This window comes from Agromyces sp. Leaf222, from assembly GCF_001421565.1.
Taxonomy (GTDB): Bacteria; Actinomycetota; Actinomycetes; order Actinomycetales; family Microbacteriaceae; genus Agromyces.
Map to the genome: position 1 here is coordinate 1,984,858 of NZ_LMKQ01000001.1, position 17,710 is coordinate 2,002,567.

Below are 17,710 nucleotides of genomic sequence, written 5' to 3' on the forward strand. Positions count from 1 at the left end.
CATGGACGACTGGCAGCAGCGCATCGACGCCATCTGGAACGACACGTCGGGCAGGCTCGTCGACGACGAGCTGATCGCGCGCATCGACGCGATCGCGGCGGAGCGGGGCGACGACGACGCGCAGGCCGTGCTCGAGCGCGCGGGAGCGCGCGACTCCGCCGGTCGCCCGGACGAGGCGGTACCGCTCTACGAGCGCGCGCTCCGGCTCGGCCTCGACGACGAGAACCGCCCGCAGGCCGTCATCCAGATGGCGAGCAGCATCCGCAACCTCGGAGACAACGCCCGAGCCCTCGACCTGCTCGAAGGCGAACTGCGCGACCACGCAGAGGCCCCGTATCGCGACGAGGTCGCCGCGTTCCTCGCGCTCGCCCTCGTCACGTCGGGCGAGGCCGAGCGCGCGGCATCCGTCGCCCTGCTCGCACTCGCACCGCACCTGCGGCGCTACACCCGGTCGGTGACGAACTACGCGCGCGAACTGCTCGACTGAGTGGTCGGATGCCGCGGGCGACCGTGAACAGACCGGGCATCCGTGCTCGTCGACGCCCACCGATCCGCTGTGGGCGAACCCGGCGCGACGCGGCATCCGCCGAGGGCGAACAGCCGCGTTCGCGCGTGTTGCACCGGATAGATTCGACACAACGCGACAACGCAGAAGGAGCGACACATGGCCGAAGCGACACCCGGCACCGGAGTTTTCGATCGACTGCTGAAGGACCGCATCATCTGGCTCGGATCCGAGGTGCGTGACGAGAACGCCAACGAGATCGCAGCCAAGCTGCTGCTCCTGGCCGCCGAAGACCCGAAGAAGGACATCTACCTCTACGTCAACTCGCCCGGCGGGTCGATCACGGCCGGCATGGCGATCTACGACACCATGCAGTTCGTGCCGAACGACATCGTCACCGTCGGCATCGGCATGGCCGCCTCGATGGGGCAGCTGCTCCTCACGGCGGGCACCAAGGGCAAGCGGTACATCACGCCGAACGCCCGAGTGCTCCTGCACCAGCCGCACGGCGGCTTCGGCGGCACCTCGAGCGACATCCAGACGCAGGCGCAGCTCATCGTCTCGATGAAGAACCGCCTCGCGGAGATCACCGCCGCACAGACGGGCAAGTCCGTCGAGCAGATCAACGCCGACGGCGACCGCGACCGCTGGTTCACCGCGCAGGAGGCGCTCGAGTACGGATTCGTCGACCACATCCGCGAGTCGGCCCTCGACGTCGCCGGCGGCGGCGGAACCCAGGCGTAGGCATCGAGAGAAGAGAGAACGAGCGAATGAACATCCCCGCTTTCGGTGGCACCGCCTTCAACGGCGTGCAGGCTCCCGGGTCGCGCTACATCCTGCCGAGCTTCGAGGAGCGCACGGCCTACGGCTACAAGCGCCAGGACCCCTACGCCAAGCTCTTCGAGGACCGCATCATCTTCCTCGGCGTGCAGGTCGACGACGCGTCGGCCGACGACATCATGGCGCAGCTGCTGGTGCTCGAGTCGATGGATCCCGACCGCGACATCATCATGTACATCAACTCGCCCGGTGGCTCGTTCACGGCCATGACGGCGATCTACGACACGATGCAGTACATCCGGCCCGAGGTCATGACCGTCGTGCTCGGTCAGGCCGCGTCCGCCGCCGCCGTGCTGGCCGCCGCAGGCACCCCCGGCAAGCGCCTCGCGCTGCCGAACGCCCGCGTGCTGATCCACCAGCCCGCCATGGGCGAGGCCGGCCACGGCCAGGCGTCCGACATCGAGATCCAGGCCGCCGAGATCCTGCGCATGCGCACGTGGCTCGAAGAGACGCTCTCGCGTCACTCGAACCGCACCCCCGAGCAGGTGAACAGCGACATCGATCGCGACAAGATCCTGTCCGCGCAGGAGGCGTTCGAGTACGGTCTCATCGACCAGGTGCTCACCTCGCGCAAGGCGCTGCCGGCGATCACGCGCTGATCCCGTCGCGCTGACACCGCGCCGAGAACGATGCCCCGGCGGATTCGCCGGGGCATCTTCGCGTGGGCGGTGAAGCGGTTCCGATGAAACCGGGCTGCCCGTTCGCCCCGCGCGAAACGTCGGCACGATCATTCCGGGCGCGTCTGGCCGTCGGGCGTTGATCTCGGGCTAGGCTCGGAACAGACTCGTCGACAGGGAGGGTTCGATGGCACGCATCGGGGAGAGCGCCGATCTGCTCAAGTGCTCGTTCTGCGGAAAGAGCCAGAAGCAGGTTCAGCAGTTGATCGCCGGTCCCGGCGTCTACATCTGCGACGAGTGCGTCGAGCTCTGCAACGAGATCATCGAGGAGCGGCTCGCCGAGTCCGGTGAGACCGAGGCGGGGGAGTTCGAGCTCCCCAAGCCGAAGGAGATCTTCGGATTCCTCGAGGAGTACGTCATCGGCCAGGAGGCCGCGAAGAAGGCACTCGCCGTCGCGGTCTACAACCACTACAAGCGTGTGCGGGCCAAGGCGACGTTGACCACCGCCGACCGCGCGCACGACGATGTCGAGATCGCCAAGTCGAACATCCTGCTCATCGGTCCGACGGGCTGCGGCAAGACCTATCTCGCGCAGACGCTCGCGAAGCAGTTGAACGTACCGTTCGCGGTCGCCGACGCCACGGCGCTGACCGAGGCCGGCTACGTCGGCGAAGACGTCGAGAACATCCTGCTGAAGCTGATCCAGGCCGCAGACTACGACGTCAAGCGTGCCGAGACCGGCATCATCTACATCGACGAGGTCGACAAGATCGCCCGCAAGGCCGAGAATCCGTCGATCACCCGCGACGTCTCGGGCGAGGGCGTGCAGCAGGCCCTGCTCAAGATCCTCGAGGGCACCGTCGCCTCCGTACCGCCGCAGGGCGGGCGCAAGCATCCACATCAGGAGTTCATCCAGATCGACACGACGAACGTGCTGTTCATCGTCGCCGGCGCGTTCTCCGGACTCGAGAGCATCATCTCGTCGCGGGCCGGCAAGCGCGGCATCGGGTTCGGCGCTCCGCTCCACAACAAAGAGAGCGATGCGCAGCTGTTCAGCGAGGTGCTTCCCGAAGACCTCCACAAGTTCGGCCTGATCCCCGAGTTCATCGGCCGCCTTCCCGTGGTCGCCACGGTGACGCCGCTCGATCGCGAGGCGCTCATGGAGATCCTGACCGTGCCGAAGAACGCCCTCGTCAAGCAGTACCAGCGCATGTTCGAGATCGACGGGGTGCAGCTCGACTTCGAGGAGGCCGCCCTCCAGGCGATCGCCGACCTCGCCGTGCTCCGCCAGACCGGCGCACGAGGGCTCCGCGCGATCATGGAGGAGGTGCTCGGGCCGATCATGTTCGAGGTGCCGTCCTCCACGGGCGTCGCCCGGGTCGTCGTGACCAAGGCCGCAGTGCTCGACAACGCGGCACCGACGATCGTGCCGCACAAGACGCGTCGCGCCGAGAAGTCCGCCTAACCCGGCACGGCCATCTTCCACACGGTCGTCGCGGGGGTCATCGCCGCCATCACGGGCTTCGCTAGCTCGTTCGCGCTGGTCATCGCCGGGTTCGGCGCGGTGGGCGCGACCGATTCGCAGGCGGCATCCGGGCTCTTCGCCCTGTGCATCGCCACCGGCCTCACCTGCATCGTGCTGCCGATCGTGCTCCGGATGCCGGTCTCGTTCGCCTGGTCGACGCCGGGGGCGGCCCTGCTCGTCTCGGCGTCCACGACCACGCAGCAGTTCGGCGCGGCGATCGGCGCGTTCCTCGTCTGCGGCGCGCTCATCGTCGTCGCCGGACTCTGGCCGGCATTCGGCCGGCTCATCACGTCGATCCCGAAACCGCTCGCGAGCGCGATGCTCGCCGGCATCCTGTTCCCGATCTGCCTGGCGCCCGTCACGGCGACCGTGGAGCAGCCCGCGATCGCGGTGCCCATGGTGCTCGTCTGGCTGCTTCTGGCGCGCCTGGCGCCGCGGTGGGCGGTGCCTGCGGCCATGGCCGTCGCGGTCGTCGGCATCGGCATCATCGCTGGGCCGTCGGTGCTCGATGCCCCCACGGTGATGCCCGCGCTCGAGGTGGTGGCCCCCGTCTTCGATCCCGCGGTGATCGTGAGCCTCGGGCTGCCGCTGTTCGTCGTCACCATGGCCGGCCAGAACGTTCCCGGGTTCGCCGTGATGTCGACCTTCGGCTACGAAGCTCCTCCTCGGCCGGTGCTCGTGACCTCCGGCGCCGCGAGCATGGGCGCGGCCGTCTTCGGCGGCCATGCCATCAACCTGGCCGCGATCACGGCGGCGATCATGGCCGGCCCGGAGTCGAACCCCGATCCCGCGAAGCGCTGGATCGCCACGGTGTCGGCGGGCGGCTCCTACCTCGTGCTCGGCGCGGCCGCCGGACTCGCGGCGGCGATCGTGCAGGCGTCGCCGCCGATCATCATCACCGCGGTCGCCGGGCTCGCCTTGCTCGGCGCCCTGGTGGCTTCGGTCACGAGCGCACTCGAGGGCGTCGACTCGCGCATCGCGGCGATCGGCACGTTCCTCGTGACGGCGTCAGGCGTCGCCGTGGCCGGCATCGGCTCGGCGTTCTGGGGACTGCTCGTCGGAGGCGTGCTGCTCGTGTGGCTGCGGCCTCGCCGCGTTCGTGTGTGAAACCCTGGAACTGCGCCGCAGGGTGAGCAGCGGCGTCCGCCGTTGCGGAGGCGTCAGGCGAGGTCGTCGTCGGTGCGCGCGCCGAAGACGATCTCGTCCCAGCTCGGCATCGAGGCGCGACCCTTCTTCGAATTCCGCGGCGCGCTCGTCGAACCCGTCGTCGCCTTGCTGCCCCAGATCGAGCGGGCCGGACTCGACTGACGCTCGTCGGGCAGTTCGTCGTCACTGGAAGCCTGCGGGGGTGACGGCGGATCGATGGGCAGCGGCAGTTCGGGCTGCAGGTCGGCATCGGTGCTCGCCGCCTCGCGCTCGCCTCGGCGGCGACGCAGCGCCTCGAGCAGGTCGGCCGTCTCGCCGAGTGCCTGCGTCGGCTCATCGGCGCGCTTGATCGCCGCGCGCGACACGGCAGGGCTCGAAACCGACGTGGTCGAACGAGCGTAGGGGAGCGGCTCGAGGTGGGGTGCGGTGTCGAGCGGGTTGACGTCGGGCTCTTCGAACGTGAAGGCGCCGCTGTCGAAGCGGGAGTCCTCGTTGTCGGGACCGACTGCTCGCAGGCGCGGCATGAGCCCGCCCTTCAGCTCGCCCTGCTGCGAGAGCGTGGTGGCCTCGGAGTTCAGCGGCTGCAGCGACTGCTTGCGCGGCTCGAAGCCCCAGCGGGCGTCGTGGTCGATGCTGTCGGCCGTGAACTCGAGCTTGACGATCCAGCCCCGTTCCTCGTCCTTCCAGCTCGCCCAGCGTTCGCCGAGCGCACCCAGCTTGGCGAGGCGATCGCGGATCGCGAGCCCGAACGTGACGGGCTCGTCGGAGTCCTGTTCGATGACCGCGTGCACGGGCACGGCGAGCGCGCTCGTCACCATGTGCTCGCGTTCGGCCACGACCGGGCCCTCGAAGCGCCGCACGTAGTCGACCGACGCGCCGGTCACCTGGGCGACCTCTTCGGCCGAGAGGCCGGAGCGCACCAGGGCCTGGATCTCGCGCGGTGACGGTTTCGGTCCGGTGTGCACCTCGGGCTGCGCCTGGCGGATCCGAGACTGCAGTACTTCGTCGATCTCGATCCGGAATCGTGCGCCATCGTCGGATGCGGCCAGCAGCGCGCCGTTCTCGACTCCGATTACTTTGAGTTCCTGCATCTCGACAAGCCCTTCCGTGCTTCTGTCTCCGCCCAAGGATGCCATGTCGATCACGGCGATTCTGGGAATACCCCGGGCGCGCCGGAAGTTGAGAGGGAGCAAATGGTAGACCAGCCTGAATGGTTTGCCAATGGCTGCGATTTGATGCAGACTATGGCCGCCGAATCTTCGGCGCTGAACGAAATGGATGGGAATGGCAACGGATTACGACGCACCACGGAAGACCGAGGACGACTCCGAGTCGATCGAGGCCCTCAAGGAGCGCGTGCCTGACAAGATGTCCGGTGTGGTCGACGTCGAAGACGCCGACAACCCCGGTGGTTTCGACCTGCCCGGTGCCGACCTCTCGGACGTCGAACTCGACGTCGTCGTGCTGCCGCCGCAGGCGGACGAGTTCACATGCGTGAACTGCTTCCTGGTGAAGCATCGCTCGCAGATCGATCACGAGTCAAAGCTCGGACCGATCTGCCAGGAGTGCGCTGCCTAGTCGGCGCTCTCCCCGTGCTCTGGCCGTCGCGATCCATTGATCGCGGCGGCCAATTCATTTGCCTCGCGGCTCGACACGAGCCAGTAGGGCACGGGGTCCGCCGGGTCCTCGATGGGGATCCGCACGACGGGCTTCACCCATCCCCGGATCACGAGGAAGGCCCTGGCGTCGAGTCCCGTTCCGGTCTCGACCCGCGCACGTTCGTCGTACGCAGCGACGGCATGCCCGGTCTGGCTCAGCGGGATCTCGGCGCGACCCGCCCGCAGCACGCCGTCGGAGATCTCGATCAGGGGTGAGGTCACCGACAACACGCCGATGCACGCACCGTAGAGCACGATGCCCGTGATGATGCCGGCCGGCATCGAGACCGGTGCGAGCACGAGGATGCTCGCCGGCACGAGGAGCAGGGTGGCGATGTAGATCCACGGGGTCGGCCAGAGGCGTTCGCGATACACGGGCATGGCTCTATTCGATCAGACTTCTGCACTACCCTCGAACGGTGACCGATTCCGTCGAGGTGCTCATCACCGCAGACCGTGTTCCCGCCTACGCCCACGCCGGCGATGCCGGAGCCGACCTGCATGCCTCCGAGGCGATCGTGCTCGAGCCCGGTGAGCGGGCGACCGTCGGCACCGGCGTCGCGATCGCCCTGCCCGACGGCTACGTCGGCTTCGTGGTTCCGCGCTCGGGCCTCGCCTTCAAGCACGGCATCACGATCGTGAACGCGCCGGGCACGGTCGACGCGGGGTACCGCGGCGAGATCAAGGTCGCGTTGTTGAACACCGACACGAGTGAGCCGCACGCGATCGAGGTGGGCGACCGCATCGCCCAGCTCATCGTCATGCCGGTGAGCCGTGCGAGGTTCGTCGCAGTCGAGCGGCTCCCCGGGAGCCAGCGAGGCGAGGGGGGATTCGGCTCCACCGGTTTCGGGGAGCACAAGTCAGGAGAGAACGCGTGAGCGATATCGAGAACGTCGACGAAGTCCCCGTCGACCACCCCAAGTCCGCACCAGACGACCGAGCGTCCGCCGGCCCGTTCGACGAGGCGGAGGCGAACCCGGTCCGTCCGTACGTCGACCTCGGCGGACTGAAGGTGCTGCCTCGCGAGGGGCTGCACGTGCGCCTCGAGGTCGAGGAGGGCACCAAGCGCGTCGTGGCGATCGGCCTCGATTACGCGAACTCGACCCTGCAGGTGCAGCCGTTCGCGGCTCCCCGCAACAGCGGGCTCTGGCACGAGATCCGCGCGCAGATCGCCGATCAGATCGCCCGCCAGGGCGGCACCACGACCGTGCGCGAGGGAACCTTCGGCCCCGAGGTCCTGGCGCAGATCCCGGTCGCCGCGGCCGAGGGCCAGACCGGCCACCAGCGGCTCGCTCGCTTCATCGGCGTCGACGGACCCCGGTGGTTCCTCCGCGGCGTCATCGCCGGCGAGGCCGCGGTCGACCCGACCGCGGCGGCGAAGGTCGAGGACCTCTTCCGCTCGATCGTGGTCGTGCGCGGTTCGACGCCCATGCCCCCTCGCGACCTGATCCCGCTCCGCATGCCGAGCACTTCGGCCGGCGCGCCGACCGCGTGACGATGGCCGAACCCGACTCGAAGCCGTCCGGCGACGACGGGCGAGCGGATGCCGCGGCCGACGACGCGGCCTCTGGCGAGTTCGCACGTCAGATGGCCGCAGCCGCCGAGCGCAGCGGCCTCGGCGCGCTCGCGCGCGACGAGAAGCTCAGCGGCGGCGACCTCCTGAAGGCGATCGGCGGCGTCCGAGGCGTGCTCGAGGCCCTGCTGCCCGGCCTGGTCTTCCTCGTCACCTACGCCGTGCTCACGAGCCTCTCCGGGTGGACCACGCAGGCCGCGCTCGTGCCGGCTCTCGCGGCATCCGTCGGCCTCGCCGTCGTGTTCACGATCGTCAGGCTCGCGACGAAGGGGCAGCCGACGCAGGCGATCGCAGGCCTCATCGGCGTGCTCGCCTCGGCTGCGCTCTCGCTGTGGTCGGGCGACGCGCGCGACAACTACGTGCTCGGGTTCTTCACCAACGCGGCCTACGCGGTCGCCCTGCTCATCTCGCTGCTCGTGCGCTGGCCGGCCATCGGCATCATCGTCGGCTTCCTCATGGGCGACGGAACCGCGTGGCGCGAGGATCGTCGCAAGATGCGGGCCGCGCAGTTCCTCACCATCGTCTGGATCGGGCTCTTCACGGCTCGCCTCGTGGTGCAGGTGCCGCTCTACTTCGTCGACAACGTCGCGGCGCTCGGCGTCTCCCGCCTGCTCATGGGCGTGCCGCTCTACGCGCTCGTCCTCGTCTTCTCCTGGCTCGTGGTGCGCGCCGTCTACCCGTCGTCGGCGCGCTCTGCCGAGTGATACAGTTATCTCGACGTCGAGATAAATTCCGCGGTCGTGCGGAGCCTGTCGGGCACGGTGGCGCTTAGGTTACCCTTGCTGGAACAGCCCCATGTTCGACGGAGATGATGGAGTGTTGCGCGTCGTTCGCGCGGCATCCGTGAAGGAGAGGACATCGTGTCTGCAGTGAACAGTTTCGGGGCGAAGGACACGCTCCGCGTCGGCGAGGAATCCTACGAGATCTTCCGTCTCGACACGGTGCCCGGCCACGAGAAGCTTCCGTTCAGCCTCAAGGTTCTCCTCGAGAACCTGCTCCGCACCGAAGACGGTGCGAACGTGACGAAGCAGCAGATCGAGGCACTCGGCTCGTGGGTTCCCACGGCCGAGCCCGACACCGAGATCCAGTTCACGCCCGCGCGCGTGGTCATGCAGGACTTCACCGGCGTGCCCTGCATCGTCGACCTCGCGACCATGCGCGAGGCCGTGGTCGCCCTCGGCGGCGACCCGAACAAGATCAACCCGCTCTCGCCCGCCGAGATGGTCATCGACCACTCGGTCATCGCCGACCTCTTCGGCACCGAGAACGCGCTCGAGCGCAACGTCGAGATCGAGTACGAGCGCAACGGCGAGCGCTACCAGTTCCTCCGCTGGGGTCAGACCGCGTTCGACGACTTCAAGGTCGTCCCGCCGGGCACCGGCATCGTGCACCAGGTGAACATCGAGCACCTCGCGAAGGTCATCTACGACCGCACCGTCGACGGCGTGCTCCGGGCCTACCCCGACACGTGCGTCGGCACCGACTCGCACACGACCATGGTCAACGGCCTGGGCGTGCTCGGCTGGGGCGTCGGCGGCATCGAGGCCGAGGCGGCCATGCTCGGCCAGCCCGTGTCGATGCTCATCCCCAAGGTCGTCGGCTTCAAGCTCTCCGGCGCCATTCCCACCGGCGTGACCGCGACCGATGTCGTGCTCACGATCACCGACATGCTCCGCAAGCGCGGCGTCGTCGGCAAGTTCGTCGAGTTCTACGGCGAGGGCGTGGCATCCGTGCCGCTCGCGAACCGCGCGACCATCGGCAACATGAGCCCCGAGTTCGGGTCCACCGCCGCGATGTTCCCGATCGACGACGTCACCATCGACTACCTGCGGCTCACCGGTCGCAGCGAGCAGCAGCTCGCCCTCGTCGAGGCGTACGCGAAGGTCCAGAAGCTCTGGCACGACGCCGACAACGAGCCCGTCTTCAGCGAGTACATGGAGCTCGACCTCTCGACGGTCGTGCCGTCGATCGCCGGTCCGAAGCGCCCGCAGGACCGCATCGAGCTCTCCGATTCGAAGTCGGCGTTCGAGAGCGCCCTGCTCGATTACGCGACGGTCGAGCACGACCTCGTCGACCTCGAGGGATCCGAGTCGTTCCCGGCATCCGATGCTCCCGGCAACTCGCCCGAAGACGAGTACTCGCACCACCTGCACACCCACCGGAGCCACGCACCGGCGACGGTGTCGAAGCCGACCGACGTCACGCTCGCCTCGGGCGAGAACTTCGTGCTCGACCACGGAGCCGTCGCGATCGCGGCCATCACCTCGTGCACGAACACGTCGAACCCGTCGGTCATGCTGGCCGCCGGCCTGCTCGCCCGCAACGCGGCGAAGAAGGGCCTCAAGGCCAAGCCGTGGGTCAAGACCACCCTCGCGCCGGGCTCCAAGGTCGTCACCGACTACTACGAGAAGGCCGGCCTGACCGACGACCTCGAGGCGCTCGGCTTCTACACGGTCGGCTACGGGTGCACGACCTGCATCGGCAACTCCGGCCCGCTGCTCGACGAGATCTCGGCCGCGGTCAACGACTCCGACCTCGCCGTCACCGCGGTACTCTCCGGCAACCGCAACTTCGAGGGTCGCATCAACCCCGACGTAAAGATGAACTACCTCGCGAGCCCGCCGCTCGTGATCGCGTACGCCCTCGCCGGGTCGATGAACTTCGACTTCGAGGCCGACGCGCTCGGCACCGACCACGACGGCAACGACGTGTTCCTGAAGGACATCTGGCCCGACGCCGCCGAGGTGCAGCGCACGATCGACACCTCGATCGACACCGACATGTTCGTCACGCAGTACGCGAGCGTGTTCGAGGGCGACGAGCGCTGGCGAGGACTCGACACCCCCACCGGCTCCACGTTCGAGTGGAACGAGGCGTCGACCTACGTGCGCAAGCCCCCGTACTTCGACGGCATGACGATGGAGACGACCCCCGTCGCCGACATCGTCGGTGCGCGCGTGCTCGCCAAGCTCGGTGACTCGGTCACGACCGACCACATCTCGCCCGCCGGTAACATCAAGGCCGACAGCCCTGCCGGACGGTACCTCGCCGAGCACGGTGTCGAGCGCAAGGACTTCAACTCCTACGGCTCGCGCCGCGGCAACCACGAGGTCATGATCCGCGGCACGTTCGCGAACATCCGCCTGAAGAACCAGCTCCTCGACGGTGTCGAGGGCGGCTACACCCGCGACTTCACGCAGGCCGACGCGCCTCAGTCGTTCATCTACGACGCGAGCCAGAACTACCAGGCTCAGGGCACCCCGCTCGTCATCTTCGGCGGCAAGGAGTACGGTTCCGGCTCCTCGCGCGACTGGGCAGCCAAGGGCACGAGCCTCCTCGGCGTCAAGGCCGTCATCACCGAGAGCTTCGAGCGGATCCACCGCTCGAACCTCATCGGCATGGGCGTCGTGCCGCTGCAGTTCCCGGCAGGCGAGAGCTGGGCGTCGCTCGGCCTCGACGGCACCGAGGTCGTCTCGATCTCGGGTCTCGAGCAGCTGAACGAGGGTGTCACCCCGAAGACGGTGCACGTCGTCGCCGCCCCGAGCGAGCAGTCGCCCGCGGGCAAGCAGACCGTCGAGTTCGACGCGGTCGTGCGCATCGACACCCCGGGCGAAGCCGACTACTACCGCAACGGCGGCATCCTGCAGTACGTGCTGCGTTCGCTCGTCTGAGCCTGCACGACCTGACGCCCGCTTCTCCGCCCAGAACCTTCGGGGGCGGGGGAGCGGGCGTTCGTCGTCGGGTGCGCTCGGCCAGGTGGGGCGAGCGAGACATCCGACGCACCCGCGATGATCCGCCTGACCGATGCCCGGATGCCGGACCCGGTCTCGGCTCAGCGCGACTGGCGCTTCTTGTACGGCAGCGGCTGGCCCTTGACCTTGGGAGCCCGCCCCTTGCCCTTCGACGCCTTCGCCTTGCCGCCGGCCTTGGGCTTCGGGGGTGCGTTCGCCGCGTCGATCACGGCGAGCTCCGATCGAGCGGTCGCCAGAAACATGGTGCCGGCCTCGGTGAGCGTGATCTCGTCGTCGTCGCGCTCGAGCAGCACCGCGCCGACGGCGCGCTGCACATCGGCGAGGGATGTCCTGAGGGTCGCCCGAGGCACGCCGAGCGATGCCGCGGCTCGGCCCAGGTGCAGCTCGGTCGCCACGACGACGTAGTGGCGGAGCAGTGCGGTGTCCATGTGCGAGCCTCTCGTTCGGCCGCGCGTTCCGCAGCCGTCTCAACAGTACGACGGCGGCTCGCGATTCTCGATCCGAGCGGCCGTCGTCTCTCGTTCGCGCCGAATCCGATGCGAGGTCCGATCGGGTTCGTCATGGCCCCGTTCGGTGTCGCGGCGTCGGGCTGCCCGAGGGCCGACCGCGTAGAATGACGTGATGCGCCGGTCCGTCCGATGCAGAAGCGAAAGGTGGTCTCGATGTCCCTTCTGGAGTCGATCGGAGGTCCTCGCGACCTCGACGCTCTCTCGAAGGATCAGCTCGAGCAGCTGGCCGCCGAGATCCGCGAGTACCTGGTGCGCAACGTCGCCAAGACCGGCGGACACCTCGGCCCGAACCTCGGGGTCGTCGAGCTGACGATCGCCATGCACAAGGTGTTCGATTCGCCGCGTGATGCGATCGTCTTCGACACGGGCCACCAGTCGTACGTGCACAAGCTCCTGACCGGTCGTCAGGATTTCTCGACCCTCCGCCAGGAGGGCGGCCTCGCCGGCTACCCGCAGCGGTCGGAGTCCGAGCACGACATCGTCGAGAGCTCGCATGCGTCCAGCTCGCTGTCCTGGGCAGACGGCATCTCGAGGGCGTTCTCGATGACGGGTCAGAACGACCGGTTCGTGGTGGCCGTCGTGGGCGACGGCGCGCTCACCGGCGGAATGACGTGGGAGGCGCTGAACAACATCAGCGACGACAACAACCGTCGTCTGGTCATCGTCGTCAACGACAACGGACGCTCGTACGCGCCGACCATCGGCGGCATGGCGCGGTTCCTCAACGGCGTGCGCACGCGGCGCAGCTACCGCAACCTCTACCTCACGAGCCAGCGGGCGTTCAATCGTCTGGGCGGCCCCGGCCGAGCCATCTACCGCGGCGTCCGCGGCGGCACCCACGGGTTCCTCGCACGCTTCTCGAACAATGAGGCCCTCTACTCCAACCTCGACATCAAGTACATCGGGCCGGTGCACGGCCACGACGTGTCGGCGATGATCGAGGCGTTCGAGCAGGCCAAGAACTACGGCGCGCCGGTCATCGTGCATGCCATCACCGAGAAGGGGCGTGGCTACGAGCCGGCGCTGAAGGACGTCGCCGACCAGTTCCACGCCGTCGGGCAGATCGACCCCGAGACCGGCGAGTCGCTCGAGACGAGTGGCAAGGCGAGCTGGACCAGCGTCTTCGGCGACAAGCTCGTCGAGCTCGCCGCCGAGAACGAGCGCATCGTCGGCATCACCGCGGCGATGCTGCGCCCGACCGGCCTGCACAAGATGGCCGAGCGGTTCCCCGAGCGGGTCATCGACGTGGGCATCGCCGAGCAGCACGCCGCGGCATCCGCTGCCGGTCTCGCCTTCGGCGGCATGCATCCGGTCGTCGCGATCTATGCGACGTTCGTGAACCGCGCGTTCGACCAGGTGCTCATGGATGTCGCGCTGCACAAGGCCGGCGTCACCTTCGTGCTCGATCGCGCGGGCGTCACTGGCCCCGATGGCCCGAGTCACCACGGCGTCTGGGATCTCGCGATCCTCCAGGTGGTGCCGGGCATCAGGCTCGCCGCGCCGCGCGACGCCGCTCGGCTCGAAGAGGAACTCGCCGAGGCCGTGGCCGTCGACGACGGCCCGACCGCCCTGCGCTTCCCGAAGGGCAGCGTCGGCGAGTTCTACGACGCGGTGCGCCGCACCGACGACGGGGTCGACGTGCTGCGCGAGAGCGCGAGCAAGGACGTGCTCATCGTGACGGTCGGGCCGATGGCCGGCACCGGGCTCGAGGTCGCCGAACGCCTCGCCGCACAGGGCATCGGTGCGACGGTGGTCGACCCTCGCTGGGTCGTGCCCGTTCCGCGCAGCGTGGTGAGCATGTCTGCGGAGCACCGGCTCGTCGTGTGCATCGAAGACGGCATCCGCGTCGGCGGCATCGGAACTCGCATCCGCCAGGACCTGCGCGAGGCCGGCGTCGACACGGCGGTGACCGAGGTCGGCCTGCCCGACGAGTTCCTCGACCACGCCTCCCGCGCGCAGATCCTCGAACGCACGCAGTTGACGCCGCAGCACATCGCCCGCGACGTCATGGGCATGGTGCTGGGGTCGAAGCTGCCGCACGCGCGCGGCGTCTCGAGCGACACGGGTGCGAGCCCGATCGTCGCCCGAGACCGCTGACACCCGCCACAGCCGAGGCGCGCACGAGACGCGAGAAGGGGCCGGATCCGCACTGCGGATCCGGCCCCTTCTTCGAGGTGGTGCTGGTCGGCTACGCGCCCACGCCGCGCACGGGCGGGTTGTGGAACGTACCGCCGAAGACCCGCTCGGAGGCGCCGACGCGGTCGAGGTACGGCGTGACACCGCCCATCTGGAACGGGAACCCGGCGCCGAGGATCATGCAGAGGTCGATGTCCTCGGGTGCGGCGACCACGGAGTCGTCGAGCATGAGCTTGACCTCGCGGGCGAGGCCGTCTTCCAGCGCGACGAGGATCTCCTCGGCGCTGCGCGGGTTGCTGCCGCCGGCGACGATCTTGAGCGCGCCCTTGTCGAAGCCCTTGACCTTGCCCTTGTCGTCCTTCTCGAGCAGCGTGCCGTACTCGGCGAGCTTGTGCAGGTTCTCACTGCGGTAGAACCGGTCGGGGAACGCGGCGTGGTGCGTATCGAGCACGTGCGCGCCGACCTTCAGACCCACGAGGTCGAGCAGTGCCGACGGTGCCATGGGAAGGCCGAGCGGGGCGATCGCCTTGTCGACGGTCTCGAACGACGTGCCCTCGTCGACGGCCTTCATCGCCTCGCCGAGGAGCACCGCCAGCAGACGGTTGACCACGAAGCCGGGGGTGTCGGCCGTGATGACGGCGTTCTTCTTCAGGTTCTTCGCCGTGACCATGGCGGTCGAGAGCGTGGCCTCGTCGGTGTGCGAGGTCTTGACGACCTCGATCAGCGGCATCAGCGCGACGGGCGTGAAGAAGTGGAAGCCGACGAGCCGCTCGGGGTGGGCGAGGTTCGCGCCGATCTGCTCGACCGAGAGCGACGACGTGTTCGTGGCGAGCACGGCCTCGGGCGAGATGAACTGCTCCACCTCGGCGAAGACGGCCTGCTTGATCGCGAGCTCCTCGAAGACGGCCTCGATCACCCAGTCGCAGTCGGCGAAGTCGGCCTTGTCGGTCGTACCGGTGACGAGCGCCTTGAGCCGGTTGGCCTCGTCGGGGGAGATGCGGCCCTTGCCGAGCAGGGTGTCGATCTCGCCGGCGATGTAGGCGACGCCCTTGTCGACGCGCTCCTGGTCGATGTCGGTGATGACGACCGGCACGCGCAGGCGGCGTACGAAGAGCAGCGCGAGCTGGCTCGCCATGTAGCCGGCTCCGAGCACGCCGACCTTGCTGACCTTCTTGGCGATGGCCTTGTCGGGGGCGCCGGCGGGGCGCTTCGTGCGCTTCTGCACGAGGTTGAACGAGTAGATCGACGCCTGCAGCTGGTCGCCGGCGATGAGCTCGGAGAGCACCTCGTCTTCGCGCTGGAAGCCTTCGGCACGGGTACCGCTCTTCGCCGCCTTCATGAGGTCGAGCGCGGCGTACGGAGCCTGGGGCACGGTGCCGATGCGCTTCGCGAGGGTGTCGCGGGCGATCTTGATGGCGATGTCCCACTTGGCGAGGCGCTCGAGCTTGCCCGGCTCGTTCGCCCGCTTGACCTTGATGGTGCCGTTGATCACGCCGTCGGCCCACTTCAGCGAGTCCTCGAGGTAGTTCACGGCGGGGAAGATCGCGTCGGCGATGCCGAGGTCGAAGGCGTCCTGGGCCTTGAGCGTGCGGTTCTGCTTCAGCGGGTTCTCGATGATGACCTTGAGGGCGTTCTCGATGCCGATGAGGTTCGGCAGGATCGTCGCGCCGCCCCATCCGGGGATGAGGCCGAGGAAGACCTCGGGCAGCGCAAGGGCGGGAGCGGACGCGTCGACGGTGCGGTAGTCGGCGTGCAGGCCGATCTCGAGGCCGCCGCCGAGCGCGAGTCCGTTCGTGAACGCGAACGAGGGCACGCCGAGTCCCGAGAGCTTCGCGAGCGCGTGGTGCCCGAGCTGCACGAACTTCTTCGCGGTCTCCTTGTCGGGGATCTCGGCGACCTTCGAGAGGTCGGCGCCCGCGGCGAGGATGAACGGCTTGCCCGTGACGGCGACCGCGTCGATCTCGCCGGCCGCCGCGCGCGCCTTGAGCGCGTCGAGCACCGCGGCGTACTCGAGCAGCGATGCCGCGCCGAGCGTGTTGGGCCGCGTGTGGTCGCGCCCGTTGTCGAGGGTCACGAGCGCGAGGGTCTTGCCCGAGGCGAGACGGATGTCGCGCACGTACGAGTGGGTGACGACCTCGTCGTCGCCCGCGAGGGCGACGAGCGAGTCGAAGTCGATGGTCGAGTAGTCGGTCATGCGCGCTTCTTCGCCTTCTTGTCGAAGTTCGGGTTCTCCCAGATCATCGTGCCGCCCTGGCCGAGGCCCACGCACATGCTCGTGATGCCGTAGCGGAGCTCGGGGCGCTCGGCGAACTGGCTCGCGAGCTGGTTCATCAGGCGGACTCCGGATGACGCGAGCGGGTGTCCGACCGCGATCGCACCGCCCCAGGGGTTGATACGGGGGTCCTCGTCGTCGATGCCGTAGTGGTCCATGAAGGAGAGCACCTGCACGGCGAACGCCTCGTTCATCTCGAACAGGTCGATGTCCTCGATGGTCAGGCCGGCCTTGCGGAGCGCCTTCTCGGTGGCCGGGATCGGCCCGATGCCCATGATCTCGGGGTCGACGCCTGCGAATGCGTAGCTCACGAGCTTCATCTTCGGGGCGAGGCCGAACTCCTTGGCAGCACTGCCCGAAGCGAGCAGCGCGGCGGTCGCGCCGTCGTTGAGTCCGGACGCGTTGCCCGCCGTGACGCGGCCGTGGGGACGGAACGGGGTCTTCAGTGCGGCGAGGCCCTCGAGGGTCGTCTCGGGGCGCATGACCTCGTCGTGCGTGGCGAGGCCCCAGCCCTGCTCGGTGCGGATCGCGACCGAGACGAGATCCTGCTGGATCTTGCCGGCGGCGTAGGCCGCCGCGGTCTTCTGCTGGCTGGCGAGGGCGAAGCGGTCGCTGCGCTCCTTCGTCAGCTGCGGGAAGCGGTCGTGGATCCGCTCGGCCGTCGCGCCCATGACGAGGGCGTCCTCGCCGACGAGGCGCTCGCTCAGGAAGCGCGGGTTCGGGTCGACGCCGGAGCCCATCGGGTGGTGGCCCATGTGCTCGACGCCGCCGGCGATGGCGAAGTCGTACATGCCGAACCCGATCGAGCCGGACACCATCGCGGCGGCGGTCATCGCGCCGGCGCACATGCGGTCGATCGAGAACCCGGGAACGGTCTTCGGGAGGCCCGCGAGGATCGCGGCGGTGCGCCCGAGCGTGAGGCCCTGGTCTCCGGTCTGGGTCGTCGCGGCGATGGCCACGTCGTCGATGCGGTCCTTCGGCACCTCGGGGTTGCGCTCGAGGAGTCCGACGATCGCCTTCACGACGAGGTCATCGGCCCGAGTGTTCCAATACATGCCCTTTTCACCGGCTTTGCCGAACGGGGTCCGAACCCCGTCGACGAAGACGACATCAGCTTGATGTGCCACGCTGCAGCTCACTTTCGATCTGGATTGCTTCGATCCTACGAAGTGGTGCT

General features: G+C 68.6%; 16 protein-coding genes. 11 read left to right on the forward strand and 5 right to left on the reverse strand.

Annotated features, from left to right (window positions below):
- Window position 1: 1 nt before the first annotated feature.
- From ASE68_RS08730 to ASE68_RS08750, 5 genes are all read left to right on the forward strand, one after another.
- Window positions 2-487 carry a tetratricopeptide repeat protein gene (locus ASE68_RS08730; RefSeq protein ID WP_055857470.1) on the forward strand — a complete coding sequence of 162 codons (486 nt, stop codon included), beginning with the start codon at window positions 2-4 and terminating at the stop codon, window positions 485-487.
- Window positions 488-628: 141 nt separating this feature from the next.
- Window positions 629-1,249: an ATP-dependent Clp protease proteolytic subunit gene (locus tag ASE68_RS08735; protein ID WP_255353515.1), complete on the forward strand. Its 621-nt coding sequence runs from the start codon at window positions 629-631 to the stop codon at window positions 1,247-1,249.
- Window positions 1,250-1,275: 26 nt separating this feature from the next.
- The gene (locus ASE68_RS08740; RefSeq protein ID WP_055857474.1) at window positions 1,276-1,944 is read left to right on the forward strand and encodes an ATP-dependent Clp protease proteolytic subunit; all 669 of its coding nucleotides are present in this window, start codon (window positions 1,276-1,278) and stop codon (window positions 1,942-1,944) included.
- Window positions 1,945-2,149: 205 nt separating this feature from the next.
- Window positions 2,150-3,427: an ATP-dependent Clp protease ATP-binding subunit ClpX gene (clpX, locus tag ASE68_RS08745; RefSeq protein WP_055857476.1), complete on the forward strand. Its 1,278-nt coding sequence runs from the start codon at window positions 2,150-2,152 to the stop codon at window positions 3,425-3,427.
- A gap of 12 nt (window positions 3,428-3,439) precedes the next feature.
- Entirely contained in the window at window positions 3,440-4,594 is a 1,155-nt protein-coding gene (locus tag ASE68_RS08750) for a benzoate/H(+) symporter BenE family transporter (RefSeq protein ID WP_055857478.1), read from the forward strand.
- Between the two features lie 53 nt (window positions 4,595-4,647).
- Here the strand turns inward: ASE68_RS08750 and sepH are convergent, their stop codons facing one another.
- Complete coding sequence (gene sepH, locus ASE68_RS08755) at window positions 4,648-5,724, reverse strand: septation protein SepH (RefSeq protein ID WP_055857480.1); 1,077 nt, start codon at window positions 5,722-5,724, stop codon at window positions 4,648-4,650.
- Between the two features lie 193 nt (window positions 5,725-5,917).
- On the opposite strand from sepH, the gene ASE68_RS08760 reads away from it, so the two are divergent.
- On the forward strand, window positions 5,918-6,211 hold the full coding sequence (locus tag ASE68_RS08760) for a DUF4193 domain-containing protein (RefSeq protein WP_055857482.1): 294 nt from the start codon (window positions 5,918-5,920) through the stop codon (window positions 6,209-6,211).
- Here the strand turns inward: ASE68_RS08760 and ASE68_RS08765 are convergent.
- Entirely contained in the window at window positions 6,208-6,672 is a 465-nt protein-coding gene (locus tag ASE68_RS08765) for a DUF3093 domain-containing protein (RefSeq protein WP_055857484.1), read from the reverse strand. The two genes, ASE68_RS08760 and ASE68_RS08765, sit on opposite strands and share 4 nt — an antisense overlap.
- Before the next feature lie 38 nt (window positions 6,673-6,710).
- Between ASE68_RS08765 and dut the strand changes: the two genes are divergently transcribed.
- From dut to acnA, 4 genes are all read left to right on the forward strand, one after another.
- The gene (gene dut / locus ASE68_RS08770) at window positions 6,711-7,169 is read left to right on the forward strand and encodes a dUTP diphosphatase (RefSeq protein ID WP_055857487.1); all 459 of its coding nucleotides are present in this window, start codon (window positions 6,711-6,713) and stop codon (window positions 7,167-7,169) included.
- Entirely contained in the window at window positions 7,166-7,786 is a 621-nt protein-coding gene (locus tag ASE68_RS08775) for a DUF3710 domain-containing protein (RefSeq protein WP_055857489.1), read from the forward strand. Before dut ends, ASE68_RS08775 begins: the two co-directional genes overlap by 4 nt.
- Window positions 7,787-7,788: 2 nt before the next feature.
- A complete protein-coding gene (locus ASE68_RS08780; protein ID WP_055857491.1) occupies window positions 7,789-8,568 on the forward strand; it encodes a DUF3159 domain-containing protein in 780 nt (259 codons plus the stop codon).
- A 156-nt stretch (window positions 8,569-8,724) separates the two neighbouring features.
- Window positions 8,725-11,535, forward strand: a complete 2,811-nt coding sequence (acnA, locus tag ASE68_RS08785) for an aconitate hydratase AcnA (RefSeq protein ID WP_055857493.1) — start codon at window positions 8,725-8,727, stop codon at window positions 11,533-11,535.
- 161 nt (window positions 11,536-11,696) lie between these two features.
- Here the strand turns inward: acnA and ASE68_RS08790 are convergent, their stop codons facing one another.
- Window positions 11,697-12,044 (reverse strand): LysR family transcriptional regulator, encoded by a 348-nt coding sequence (locus ASE68_RS08790; protein ID WP_055857495.1) that lies wholly within the window; start codon window positions 12,042-12,044, stop codon window positions 11,697-11,699.
- A 234-nt stretch (window positions 12,045-12,278) separates the two neighbouring features.
- On the opposite strand from ASE68_RS08790, the gene dxs reads away from it, so the two are divergent.
- Window positions 12,279-14,222: a 1-deoxy-D-xylulose-5-phosphate synthase gene (gene dxs, locus ASE68_RS08795; protein ID WP_055861041.1), complete on the forward strand. Its 1,944-nt coding sequence runs from the start codon at window positions 12,279-12,281 to the stop codon at window positions 14,220-14,222.
- A gap of 91 nt (window positions 14,223-14,313) precedes the next feature.
- Here dxs and ASE68_RS08800 read toward each other — a convergent pair whose 3' ends face one another.
- Window positions 14,314-16,455, reverse strand: a complete 2,142-nt coding sequence (locus ASE68_RS08800) for a 3-hydroxyacyl-CoA dehydrogenase NAD-binding domain-containing protein (RefSeq protein ID WP_055857497.1) — start codon at window positions 16,453-16,455, stop codon at window positions 14,314-14,316.
- Window positions 16,452-17,660, reverse strand: coding sequence for an acetyl-CoA C-acyltransferase (locus tag ASE68_RS08805; RefSeq protein WP_055857499.1), 1,209 nt, complete (start codon window positions 17,658-17,660; stop codon window positions 16,452-16,454). The genes ASE68_RS08800 and ASE68_RS08805 overlap by 4 nt, the downstream gene beginning before the upstream one ends.
- Window positions 17,661-17,710 lie beyond the last annotated feature (50 nt).